Here is a 14,115-nt window from a genome sequence, read left to right as displayed (position 1 = left end):
TAGCTAATTCGCTATGATCAATATTGATAATGATTATCATTTGAGTGAACGAAGCCTGGATTAAAGAATATAAAGATCGATTAGCTTGAGAAGATGACAACAGATAGCTCAAGACGAAATGTTTCACCAAGATGCTTTTTCTCCTGCGTGAAGTATATGATCGGCTTGTAGGTAGCTGTGAGGAGAGGTGAATTTGGCGATGAAACATGAAGAAGAACGTTCAGCCTTCGCCATTCCGGGGGCAGAGCAGTGGACGGTAACAAGCAATCGTGGTGCTATATACCGAATTATGGTGTACAAGCCAGATGTACCTGCACCCGAAACGGGTTTTCCGGTTATTTATATGTTGGATGCCAATTCAGCGTTTGGCTCGATGGCGGAGACAGTTCGCTTGCGGACGCGAGGGCCACATATGCTGGAACCAACTGTGGTAGTTGGTATTGGTTATGATACAAACCAACCTTTTGAAACGAATCGACGGTTCTATGATTATACCGTGTTTGCAGATAAAACTGAGCTCCCTGATCGCAAAGATGGCTCTGAATGGCCAACAACTGGTGGGGCAGACTTATTTTTGACATTTATTGAAGAAGAATTGAAGCCGTTGATTGAACAGGAGATTTCAATTGACCGTAATCGCCAAACGTTATTTGGCCATTCATTGGGCGGGCTGTTTACATTATATACGATGTTTACAAAACGTCAGGCTTTTCAGGTTTATGCAGCAGGAAGTCCATCGATTTGGTGGAAAAATCAATTTCTGTTTTCATTAGCAGAACATTTTGCTAAGGAGGCGCAGGATTCAACAGCGGAACCTTTACAAACTAGTCTTCTGATAGGGATAGGTAGTGAGGAAAAGGCAGAAATGATCGTGGATGCTAAAGAAATGCATGATCGTTTATCTTCTAGTAATATTCCTGGCTTACAAGTACAATATCGTTGCTTTGATGAAGAGAATCATCTATCAGTTATTCTACCTTTTATAGGACTTGTCATTGGATCTGCTTTAGCATGGAAATAATATCATAGTGTAAAAGGTACATACGACAAAACGCATGCCCTGTTCCAAAAGACAGTTGCATGCGTTTTCGTTATCGTTTTTACGAAGATACGAAGGCTGATGTTAAGGATTTTGTCATTTCTAAACTAGCATTGTACTCTGAAGCCAATACAATATTAGTATAGGTACCACTGCCGGATAGATATTTATACGTATGCTGCAAGCCTGCTGGTATAAATATAGAAGCTGGACTCATTACTTGTTGAACTTCTCCCTCAATTTCCACTTCACATTGTAAGCCCGATCCATCAGGTTCTGTTCCCCAGAAAATGAAGGCACTATCGCAATGATGGGAATGAGTATCTACATGGGATTTTGAGATATCAACTGATGAATGATGAGAAAATACTCGTTTGATTACATGAAGGGACGCTCGTTCATCTGTACTGTGATCCATTTGTACCCAGGGGTAATCCAGTAAATGTTTCCTAAATTACTAACTAGTGTCAGCTCCATATCTTTTCCTGCTAGCTTACGACGTTTACTTGATTTCGACATGCTACAACATCAAAATATGGATTATTTTAGAATAAAATAGAAAATAATAGAAAATAATAGAAAAATATGCTTATAATATATTTGATTCATTTATTGATTTTTTAATAGTGTTAATCTTTAGAATTGAAAGAGAAATGAAGTGCCAACGTGATATGGGGAGGAACAGTTTATGAACAAAGAGACTGAAAGGGTAATGTCCGAGACGTATTCGCTAACTCATCCGCAGAAAAGAATCTGGTATACCGAACAACTAAATTCCAATTCAAGCCTTTCCAATCTTGCAGGTTTTATCAGAGTGAAGGGGAAAATCGATTATTCCATATTAATCAAGGCTATTCATCTCGTGACGGCAAACAATAGCGATTTTCAAATTCGCCTAATCCAGAATGATGACGAGGAACCGATGCAGTATTTTGCTGAGCCTGAGTCTATTGACATTCCATTTTTTGATATTCAGGATTTTGATGACTTTGGCGGATGGGTGAACCGTGAATCTGAAGCCCCCTTCGAACAATTTAATTCGAGATTATATGCATTTTCAATGATTCGTGTAAGCGATCAGGAGACACTTATTTTCGGTAAGTTTCACCATATCATGATTGATGGTATGTCCTTGGATTTTTTGGCAAGACAAATCTTTGAAGCTTACGAAAACCTCATGGATAATGAGCATCAGCTTCAAAAAAAGGCGACAACATATGCAAGCTTTATTAGAAATGAACAAGAATATCTATCTTCCCCTCGATTCGAGAAAGACCGCACATTTTGGCATCAAAAATTTTCTACCTTACCTGAATTTATAAGCCTCAAAGATTATAATTCATACCAAATAGGTACCCAAGCCAAACGGAAATCGATTCAGATTCCTAAGGAATTTACCAACAAGATCCATGAATTTTGTACGAATTACACGACGAATATATTCTCAATCTTCCTCACGACTCTTTATGTCTATGTGTATAAAATGACCGGCCAACGAGATATTGCGATCGGTACCGTATATGCCAATCGCACCACAAAAGAAGAAAAAGAAATGCTTGGCATGTTTGTCAGCACATTTCCACTTCGCACTTCCCTAGACCCGAATATAGACTTTGTCACTTTTCTCCAGCATGTGAATAAAGAAAAAGCTTCACTCCTACGACACCAAAAATACCCCTATGATTTACTTATTCAGCATTTGAGAAAGAATAACCCGGAAACCAACCGATTATTTGGTATTTGCTTAGAATATCGACCGCTTAAATGGGACGAAATCGGTGGTATTACGTACCAAACGGAAAGTATTTCGCACGGTCACGAAATTAACGATGTGAACATCCATATTGTAGAAGAGATGAATACGGATGAGCTTAAGCTCTATCTGGATTATCGTACTGAATTGTTTACAGAACAAGAGATCGATAGCATGATAAATGGATTATTGAACATTTTACAGAAAGTAATGACGAACCCCTCGCAACCGCTCTCCCAGATCGAACTACTTTCAGAAGAAGAAAAACACCAGATTTTATTTACATTTAATGACACAGATACAGACTATCCTAAGGACAAAACGATTTCATTGCTTTTTGAAGAACAAGTGGAAAAAACGCCAAACCATATTGCAGTCGTGTTTGAAGAGCGTCAGTTCACGTACCGGGAACTTAATGAACGGGCAAATCAATTGGCTAAAAGGCTTCTTGCTAATGGAGTAAAGCGAGAACAGCTAATCGGGATCATGGCAGATCGCTCTTTAGATATGATCGTAGGTATACTTGGCATTTTGAAAGCTGGAGGCGCTTATGTACCCATTGATCCTGATTATCCGATAGAACGTATTCAGTTTTTGGTGGAGGACAGCCAGGTGGATGTACTGCTTCTTCAGCGTCATCATTCGTTCGAGTTGCCTTATGAGGGCGTAATGCTGTATCTGGATGATGAACATTTATACACGGGGGATGCGTCCAATCCGATTAGTATTGCACAACCTCGGGATTTAGCATATGTCATCTACACTTCGGGTACGACTGGGAAACCAAAAGGCGTCTTGATTGAGCATAAAAATGTTGTAAGGCTCTTGTTTACCAGTAAGCCACTGTTTGATTTCAACGAGTCGGATGTATGGACGCTCTTTCATTCGTTCTGCTTTGATTTTTCTGTCTGGGAAATGTATGGGGCTCTTTTATACGGCGGCAAATTGGTTATTATTCCAAAGTCGGTTGCTCAAGATCCCGCTGTATTTTGGGAAGTGATTCAACGTGAACAGGTGACTGTTCTGAATCAGACTCCATCGGCTTTCTATTCGTTGATTCAGGAGGAAGGAGGCAGACCCCAATCCGACATGAAGCTACGGAACATCATTTTCGGTGGAGAAGCTTTACTTCCAACGCGGCTGAAGCCATGGAAAGAAAAATATCCCCAAATAATGTTTATCAACATGTATGGAATTACAGAAACGACTGTACATGTTACGTATAAGGAAATTCATCAAGCTAACATGGATCACCCCGCCAGCAATATAGGAAAGCCAATTCCCACATTGTCATGCTATATCCTTGACGAGCAATGCCGTCCCGTTCCCATTGGGGTTGTTGGGGAATTATACGTGTCAGGAGAAGGAGTGGCTAGAGGATATTTACATCGGCCTGAATTGACAGCGGAACGATTTGTAGAAATTCCATTCTTTCCAGGAAAGCGGATGTATAAGACGGGGGATTTAGCGAAGTGGCTCCCAAACGGCGATATGGAGTACGTAGGCCGGATGGATCAACAGGTTAAAATCAGAGGCCATCGGATCGAGCTGGGCGAGATTGAATCGAAGCTTCTGGAAATGGAAGAGATTCAGGACGCAGCAGTCATTTCTCGACCGGATCGCCACGGCCAATCTTCGCTTTACGCGTATGTTGTGTTGAAGGATGAATTTACAGTCAAACAAATAAGAGATGCTCTGACGCAGGTTTTGCCAAGCTTTATGATACCGGCTTATTTCGTATCCTTGGAATACATTCCGCTTACCTCTAATGGAAAGTTGAACCGTCAAGCCCTTCCTGAGCCAGACGGAGATAATCATAGTGGTGTTGAGTATACAGCTCCACGTAACCCGATTGAAGAAGCATTGTCTGCTGTATGGCAAGAAATTTTAGGCGTGAAACAGATCGGAATTGCAGATAATTTCTTTCAATTAGGAGGGGACTCCATTAAAGCTCTCCAGGTATGCTCCCAAATGCGGAAGCGTGGATTTGAGCTGTCGGTCAAACACTTACTTCAGCACCCTTCTATCGCCGAGGTAGCTTCGTCTGTGCGGAGATTTCGTCAAATGGTCGACCAAGGTCCAGTTGAGGGGGAAGTGGGCTTGACGCCCATTCAAATGGAACTATTCCAGATGCAGGAGGGCGATGGATTACACCATTACAATCAATCTGTTCTTCTGTATCGCCAAAACGGCTTCGATCTTTCATTCGTATGCCGTGCTTTTGAGCGTTTGACGGAGCACCACGATGCATTGCGTATGCAAGTATTCCGGTCGGATGAAGGGAGCTGGGTTCAGCACAACAAGGGTCTTAAAGGACAGCAGGTACATGTGCACGTGGTGGATATGACACAGGAATCCGACATCTCTGCACGCATAGCGGAAGAGGAGCTGAACATTCAGCGTAGCATGAATCTAATGACCTGTCCGACGCTTGTAAAGCTCGGTTTATTCCGCACAGCTACAGGGGATCACTTGCTGATTACCATTCACCATCTAGTGGTGGACGGTGTGTCCTGGCGGATTCTTCTGGAGGATTTCTCTGACCTCTATAGTCAATTGGAAGCGAACACAGAAATGAAGCTTCCATCAAAGACGACGTCTTATCGAGAATATGCTAGTCAGCTTCAGAACTTTGCAGGTAGCAAGAAGCTGATAAAGGAGCTTGATTATTGGAAAGAAATCGAGTCGGTGTCAATTGCTCTTCTACCTAAAGACGGGGAAGCTTTTCAGCACAAACAAGCAGATGAGCGTCTGCTTTCATTGACTTTGTCTAAAGAAGAGACGGGGCTACTATTGAAGGAAACCCATCAAGCGTATCATACCGAAATCAACGATATTCTGTTAACCGCTCTTGGTCTAGCTGTGCAGCAGTGGACTGGACAAGAACAGGTGTTGATTAACCTTGAGGGACATGGCAGAGAAGAGATATTGCCAGGAGTGGACATCACCCGAACGGTTGGTTGGTTCACTTCGATCTATCCTGTCTTACTCGATCTACGTGCCCCTGACCAGATTCACCCGAAATCAAATCCGCTTGGCTACCGGATTAAGCGCGTCAAAGATGGTTTGCGGCGAATTCCTAATAAAGGTATAGGCTACGGGATTGCCAAATATATGATGCCAAAAGAACATAAGCAAACGATTGCTTTTCAAACCAAATCGGATATTCGGTTCAATTACTTAGGACAGTTTGACAATGACCTACAAAGAGACGTCTTTCAACGATCTCATTACCAATGCCAACACATGGTAAGTGGGGAAGCTATTCGTACGGTTGCTTTAGATATCAACGCGATGGTTGTGGGCGCCTCATTAACCTTGACTGTAGGCTATCACCGCGAAGAATACAAAGAAACGACAGTAGCCCAATTCCTTGCGAGCTTTTTGCAGTATATTCGCGACATCATTGCACATTGCATCGGTCGAACCGAAACGGAGAAGACCTCCAGCGATTTCAGTAGCCATACCTTGAGCACAGAAGAGTGGGATGTCCTTTCAGAGAGATTGAAAGCGGATGGAAGTATAGCGGACATCGAGGACATCTATCCTTTGTCATACATGCAGGAGGGTATGCTGTTTCACTATTTGAAGGAAGAAGGGACAACTGCTTATTTTGAACAGGCTACATTTGAGATATCTGGCGACCTTCATATCCCGGCGTTTGAACGAAGCGTGAACGAATTATTGAACCGATACGATGTGCTGAGAACGGTGTTTATCTACGAGGACCTAGCCCGTCCGCAGCAGGTGGTGTGGAAGCAGAGAAGTTTGACTGTGCATACAGAAGACCTATCAGCCATGGGGGAAAATCAGAGAGCAGCCTATATAAAAGCGTTTAAAGTCCATGATCGTAAGCGCGGCTTTGATATTCAACGTGACCTACTTCTTCGCATTTCGATTCTCAAAACCAAAGAGAATAGCTACACATTGATCTGGAGTTTCCACCATTTGATTATGGATGGATGGTGCCTTGGCATTATTTTCACAGATGTTTTTCAAAATTATCATGCCTTACAGCAAGGGAAGACAATCAAGTTGGACAAAGCCCCGTCCTACAGGAAGTATATTGAGTGGCTCTATGGAAATGACCGAGAAGAGGCATTGTCTTATTGGAAGAACTATTTGGACAATTATACGCAACAGACAACGATTCCGAGAGCGGGAGAACGAGGAGATAGCGGAACCTATCATCATGAGGAATTGAGCCTGATTTTAAATGAAACGTTGACACAACGTTTGCATCAGCTGGCTCAAACGAATCAAGTGACCGTAAATACTGTCTTCCAAGCGATTTGGGCCGTATTACTTCGGCAGTATAACCGTACGGATGACGTTGTGTTTGGCTCTGTTGTCTCAGGACGCTCTGCTGAAATTCCTGAAATTGAGCAAATGGTGGGCTTATTCATTAACACAATTCCGGTACGTGTACGATTGGGGCAGATATCATTTCAGGAACTGCTTCAGCAAATACAGCACAGTGCCTTAGAGACTGAGCCCTACACGTATTGCCCTTTATATGAAGTTCAAGCTCAGTCAAAGCTACGACAACATTTATTCGATCACCTGCTTGTATTTGAAAATTATCCGATTGAGCAAGGAATGAAAGCGTTGAGCGGATCGGAAGAGCAGGGGCTACAGATTGAAGGGATCGAGTTTACCGAGCACAATAACTATGACTTTACTGTAACGGTTATTCCGGGCAGGGAGATAAAGCTTAACTACAGCTATAACGCCCATGTTCTTGAACGAGAATGGATCGAGAGCATAGCAGGCCATATGAACCAGGCACTAACAGGCGTAACGATTAATCCTGATTGCCTGCTGGAAGACATCGAGATTTTAACCGAACAAGAAAAGATTCATCTGCTTGTAGAATGTAACGATACGAAGGCGAATTATCCACATGAGAAAACGATTCACCAACTGTTTGAAGAGCAGGCTAGAAGCCACCCGGATAATATTGCAGTGGCTATTGGCGATTCGTGCCTGACATACCGAGAATTACATGAAAAATCCAATCAGCTGGCAAGAGTGCTAAGAGCAAAGGGTGTGCAGGTAGATCAGCTAATCGGAATCATGTGTGAACGTTCCATCGAGATGATCGTGGGTATCTTGGGAGTGTTAAAAGCTGGCGGTGCTTATGTTCCGATTGATCCTGACTATCCACAGGAGCGCATACATTTCATTTTGTCCGATAGTGCTTGTCAAATTTTGCTGACTCAAAGCCATTTAGTAGCAAAGACGGAGTTTGCTGGAGAGCAAATTTTACTTGATTGTCCAGAATACTTACAAGAAGAACGTACTGATCTAGCGCCAATTAATACTTCGAACGATTTGGCTTACGTCATCTATACCTCAGGAACTACAGGGACGCCTAAAGGTGTACTGATCGAGCATCGCAATGTGATAAGGCTACTATTTAATGACAAATCACTCTTTGATTTTGACTCAAACGACGTATGGACATTATTCCATTCCTATTGCTTTGATTTCTCTGTATGGGAAATGTATGGAGCTTTGCTTTATGGTGGCAAGCTTCTAATTGTTCCAAAGGAAGTGACCCAAGACCCGCAGCGATTCATCCATTTATTAATAGAGCAACGCGTTACAGTGCTCAATCAGACACCCACTGCTTTTTATCAAGTCGTTCATGAGGAGATGCAGACAGAAGATCTGGCGATGAGTCTGCGTTTGGTTATTTTTGGAGGAGAGGCTTTGGCACCAGCCAAATTGAGGCCTTTTAAAGAAAAGTATAAGCATATAAAGCTAATCAACATGTATGGAATCACGGAAACCACGGTTCATGTGACGTACAAAGACATTACGGATAAGGATATAAAACAAAATAGTAGCGATATCGGGAAGCCTATACCAACTTTGACGGCCTATGTGCTGGACCCTCGTAATCATTTAGTGCCTGTAGGTGTTCCAGGAGAACTACACGTAGGTGGAGACGGGCTGGCAAGGGGATACCTTAATCGACTTGAATTAACCTCGGAGAAATTTATTCAAAATCCGTATGACTCACAGCAAAGGCTGTATAAAAGCGGAGATCTTGTTCGCCGCTTGCCGAACGGAAACCTAGAATATTTGGGGCGGATAGACCATCAAGTTAAGATCAGAGGTCATCGGATTGAGCTAGGTGAGATTGAACGCAAGCTTTTAGAGCATCCTGCTATCAAAGAAGCTGCGGTATTGGCCAGAGAGGGTGATGGAGGACATAAATGGCTGTGCGCCTATTTTACCGCAGAACCGGAACTACCTGTTTCGGAGGTTAGAGTCTATCTAACGAAACAGTTGCCAGGCTTTATGGTGCCATCCTACTTTATGCTTTTGGAAAATATGCCGCTGACCTCTAACGGAAAAGTAGATCGTAAAGCGTTACCGAAACAAGATGACAGCTTACGTGACAAGCGAAGATATGAGGCGCCGCGCAGTGAACTGGAGTGGCAACTTGCAGAGATTTGGCAAGATATGCTTGGTGTCCAGCAGATTGGTATTCACGACAACTTTTTTGACTTGGGCGGGGATTCCATTAAGGCTATTGGACTCGTGAATAAAATGAATCGTCACTGCCGCATCCATGTACAAATCCGTGAGATGTATTTGTATCCTACGATTTGCATGCTTGTAGGGCACATTCAAAGTCAGAAAGCTGACAATCAGTATGAAGAGCTGTATAAAGCTGCCGTTGATGCAATCGAGTCAGGGAAGTCTCGTTTACAGGAAGACGTTCGATTCAGGGAGCATTTGACTAATGTGGAAGATTTGCATCCTATGAGCGAAATCTCGAAAGGCATGATTTATCACGGTTTACAAACACCAAAAGCGGCTCTATACCACGATCAAATTGTATATCGCTTAAAGGATGACTCCTACGAACACGAATTATTGCAGAAAGCCATGGAGCTATTGGTTGCAAAGCACAGCATGCTCAGATCAAGCTTCCATATTCATAATTTCCCAGAACCGGTTCAGGTGATTCATCAACAGATTCCAATGGAAGTGAATTTCTTCGAGCTTGCTGATCAAACTGCCGAGGAAAGAGAGTATTTCATTGCTGATCATTTGGCAAAGGATCGGCAAAATCCATTTTCGACAGATATCCATAAGCCACTTTGGAGATTACATGTTTACACATTGAATGAACAATACGTTTTATTGGCTTGGGTATTTCATCATGCAATTATGGACGGCTGGAGCGTAGCATCGCTGATGACGGAAATGACTGCTTTCTATCACAGTCTAAAAGAACAAAAGCCGTTGCAAATGCAGCCGCTTAAGAGCAGCTACAAGGATTTTGTAATTGAGCAGCTTGCTATTAAAAATAATCCTAATGTTCAGCAGTTTTGGCAGGAAGAATTAGCTCATTATAAGCGGTGGGAGCTTCCGAGCTCACGACTCTCAGGTGAGGAAACCGAGAACTCGCCGCACACTGTGATCACCAAACCATTAGATTTACACCTCGTTACGCAGTTGAAACAGATAGCCCAACAGCTTGATACAACGTTCAAAACTGTATGTTTTACTGCCTTTCTCTCCATGCTCCGGCTATACGCCTTCGAGGAGGAGGTTGTAGCGGGACTAGTCGAAAATGCTCGGCCGGTTTGTGAAGACGGTGAAAAAATCCTGGGATGTTTCCTTACTACAGTGCCTTTCCGTATCCAGTTTGAACGAGACATCACATGGGCGGATTTGATCCGTAATGTTCACCGTAAGCATGTTGAGCTGAAAGAGTACGGTAGACTTCCACTGCTGGATATTTGTAAAGCCACCGGAGAGAATGCATACGGGAAAAATCCGTTCTTCGATATCATGTTTAACTATGTTGATTTCCATGTGTTTAACAACATTGCCCAAGATGCTATGGAAGTTGACAATGTTTTATTCGAAATTGAAAACAGCTATGAGAGAACGAACATGTTACTTGATTTCTCTGTATCGACCACTCTGGGCCATAATCTGATCAAGATCGGTTCTGTTTTACCACAGGAGATCGTTCAGCAGATGATGCAAAGTTTCCTTCGCATTTTGGAACTGATGATGGCGGATGTGAACGGTAGCGTGGATAAAATGGACATCATTTTGCCTGAGGAAAAGGAGACTTTACTGTCGACATTCAATCAAACCGAGGTGTGCTTACCGACAGGGGAACCTATCCATAGACTGCTGGAAAAAGTGGCCGAACGAACACCTAACCGGATTGCCTTGCAGTATCAGGATCGGCAGATGACGTTCCAGGAAGTGAATCAGCGTGCCAATCAACTGGCTCATCACCTACGTAGAAAAGGGGTCAAGGAAAATCAGTTAGTTGGGATCATCACGGAGCGATCCTTTGAGATGATGATCGGAATTTTAGCGGTCTTAAAAGCCGGGGGTGCTTATGTTCCGATTGATCCTGATTTTCCTGTGGATCGGATCGAATACATCCTAAGAGATAGCCAGGCGAATTTTTTACTTGCACAATCAGGACAGATGACTGGGGTGTCATTTGCAGGAAACGTTATCCTTATCGATCAAGAGGAGAACTACGAGGATAGAACAGATAACCCTGAAATGATCCATCAGATGAACAATCTTGCTTATGTTATATATACGTCTGGTTCGACAGGTCTCCCTAAAGGCGTGACCATTGAACATGCCAATTTAATGCACGTCTTATACGCCCACGAATATATGTATCCGTTAGAAGCGAAGGATGCGTTCCTATTAAAAACAAACTATACGTTTGATGTGTCGATAATAGAAATTTTCGGCTGGATCGTAGGATATGGTCGGTTGGTCATTTTGGAACCGGGAGCGGAGAAGGAACCTCATCTCATTATACAAGCAATCGAGCGACATCAAGTTACCCATATAAACTTTGTTCCGTCCATGCTGAACTGGTTTGTCTATAACGCGGGACACATCCATGCTATTCGCCCACTGAAATATATCTTTGCCGCAGGAGAGGCTCTGGCACCCGAGCTTGCTAACAAGATTCGCGAGGCACTGCCCAGTGTTCGACTGGAAAATCTATATGGACCGACAGAAGCTAGCGTATACGCAACTAGTTATTCTGTACAAGAAGACATGGACAGGTTTGTCCCTATTGGCAAGCCGTTACCAAATGTGCAGATATTGATTTTGAGCAGAATGAATCAGCTTCAGCCAGTGGGTATCGTTGGTGAGCTGTGCATAGCTGGATCAGGTGTTGCGAGAGGGTACTTAAACCGATCGGACTTAACCGCAGAAAAGTTTGTGAGTAACAGAATTACTGGACAAGGAGCTTTGTATAAAACAGGCGATTTGGCACGATGGCTGCCGGACGGGAATATCGAGTATGTGGGGCGTCTCGACCATCAGGTGAAGATTCGCGGATATCGGATTGAATTAGGCGAGATTGAAGCTGGACTTCTCCAAGTGGCTTCTGCACGAGAAGCGGCAGTGATTGCCCGTGAAAATGTGTATGGGCAACAGGAGCTCTGCGCTTATGTGGTAACCGAAGAGGAGTTATCTGTATCGAAGGTTCGAGAAGCGTTGGCTACCTTTATGCCAAGCTATATGATTCCTTCACATTTTGTCTGGCTTGATCGTTTGCCAGTAACCTCAAGTGGCAAGCTGGATCGCAAAGCATTACCAGAGCCGGATGGCTCTCAAAATGCGAGAGGAGAGTATGTCGCTCCTCGTAGCGGGACGGAAGAGTTACTTGTGAACATTTGGCAGGACGTATTGGGTGTACCGCAAATCGGCATTCAAGATCATTTCTTTGAGCTAGGCGGAGATTCGATCAAAGCTTTGCAAATATCATCAAGATTGTATCAGCATGGATTCAGTATTACTGTCAAAGATCTGTTCCAGTATCCAACGATTGACGAGTTGTCTCCTTATGTTGACAGGATCAGACAGTCTATCGATCAAGGACTCGTGGAGGGTGACGTGGTACTAACGCCAATCCAGAGGAATTTTTTGGAGCATCAAGACGACCCCCATCTCTCTAGCCAATCTATCATGCTCTATCGCAGGAACGGATTTGAAGAAGAGGCTGTACGTGAAGTATTTGAACGATTGGTTGCCCATCATGATGCTCTTCGCATGGCGTTTAGCCAACAAGAGGGAGACTGGAAGCAACACAATCGGGGAGCAGACGGGCAGTTATTTAGCTTAGAGATCGTCAATGTAAGTGATGAAGTAGACACTGCGGCTAAAGTCGAAGAACGAGCGATGAACATTCAGCAATGTATGGATGTAGAACAAGGCCCGTTGGTCAAGCTCAATTTGTTCCAGACTACTGGTGGCGATTACTTGCTGGTAGCAATCCATCCTCTGGTCATCGATAGCGATTCGTGGAAAATTGTACTGGAAGATTTTGCGACAGGATACAACCAGTGGGTAGCTGGCGAGGCTATCAGCTTTCCACTCAAAACTACGTCATACCTTGACTATGCGACGAGGCTTTCTGAATATGCAAGCAAACCACGTCTGCTAGAGGAACAGCAGTATTGGCGTAGTATCGAAGAGATTCAGATAGGGGAGCTACCAAAAGACATAGAGGCTATAAATCAGGAGAATCGAGACAAACTTAGATTGAGTGTCATGTTAACGGAGCAGGAAACTAGTCAATTGCTTCATAAGGCGCATGAAGCGTACAGCACGGATACGGAGGACCTGTTACTTACAGCATTAGGATTATCCGTACAGCAATGGACGGGGGAAAAGCGAACGCTGTTGAATATGGTAGGCCAGGGACGTGAGGAAGAGGTGTTGGGAGAAATCCACCTAGCACGTACCGTTGGAGCGTTTACTTCCGTGTATCCGGTGGTACTGGATATGGCTGTGCCAAGCGGATTGGCAACAGAGGATGTGCTTAGTCATCAGATTAAATCGACCAAAGACAGTCTCAGAAGAATTCCTGACAAAGGTATTAGCTACGGAGCTTTACAATACTTGGTGTCACAGGACAAAAAGGAGATCGAGCATTGCTTGAAGCCTGAGATCGCACTTCACTATTTAGGTCAATTTGACTTAGAAGGAGACAGTGAAGTATTCGAGATTAGCTCCGTGCATTCGAAATGGTACACGGAGTCCACGCTTGATATTAAAGTGTTTGTCATAAAAGGGGCTATGACAGTAGAGGTTGGCTATAATGGGCAACAGTTTAACAAAGGTACAATCGAGCAGTTTATAACAGGCTTTCAGCAACATTTACAGCTCATTATCGCTCATTGTGTCATACGAGAAAAGGAGCGAACCTTAACCGATTTTAGCGATGAAGACCTAACACTAGATGAGTTAAAGGATATTTCTGGATTTTTATCAACGATATAGAAAACCTATAACAGAG

Annotated in this window: 2 protein-coding genes and 1 pseudogene; 2 read left to right on the top strand and 1 reads right to left on the bottom strand. The window is 43.4% G+C overall.

Going from position 1 to position 14,115, the window contains the following annotated elements; all coding sequences use genetic code 11:
* The first annotated feature begins 199 nt into the window (after positions 1 to 199).
* Positions 200 to 1,021, top strand: coding sequence for an alpha/beta hydrolase (locus ACQV1I_RS19405; protein ID WP_116334272.1), 822 nt, complete (start codon positions 200 to 202; stop codon positions 1,019 to 1,021).
* A 79-nt stretch (positions 1,022 to 1,100) separates the two neighbouring features.
* On the opposite strand, the pseudogene ACQV1I_RS19400 reads toward ACQV1I_RS19405, so the two are convergent.
* Positions 1,101 to 1,466: pseudogene (locus ACQV1I_RS19400) on the bottom strand (hypothetical protein); the annotation flags it as partial.
* Positions 1,467 to 1,727: 261 nt separating this feature from the next.
* Here ACQV1I_RS19400 and ACQV1I_RS19395 point away from each other — a divergent pair.
* Positions 1,728 to 14,099: a non-ribosomal peptide synthetase gene (locus ACQV1I_RS19395; protein ID WP_116334161.1), complete on the top strand. Its 12,372-nt coding sequence runs from the start codon at positions 1,728 to 1,730 to the stop codon at positions 14,097 to 14,099.
* Positions 14,100 to 14,115 lie beyond the last annotated feature (16 nt).

The sequence above is a fragment of the Brevibacillus sp. JB24b genome (assembly GCF_051713385.1).
In the GTDB taxonomy this organism is placed as follows: Bacteria; Bacillota; Bacilli; order Brevibacillales; family Brevibacillaceae; genus Brevibacillus_B; species Brevibacillus_B laterosporus.
This window is presented reverse-complemented; position numbering and strand designations above follow the sequence as displayed.

Excerpts from the sequence above, each read along its gene's own strand:
- ACQV1I_RS19405 (WP_116334272.1), top strand. The coding sequence starts at position 200 with ATGAAACATGAAGAAGAACGTTCAGCCTTCGCCATTCCGGGGGCAGAG.
- ACQV1I_RS19395 (WP_116334161.1), top strand. The coding sequence starts at position 1,728 with ATGAACAAAGAGACTGAAAGGGTAATGTCCGAGACGTATTCGCTAACT.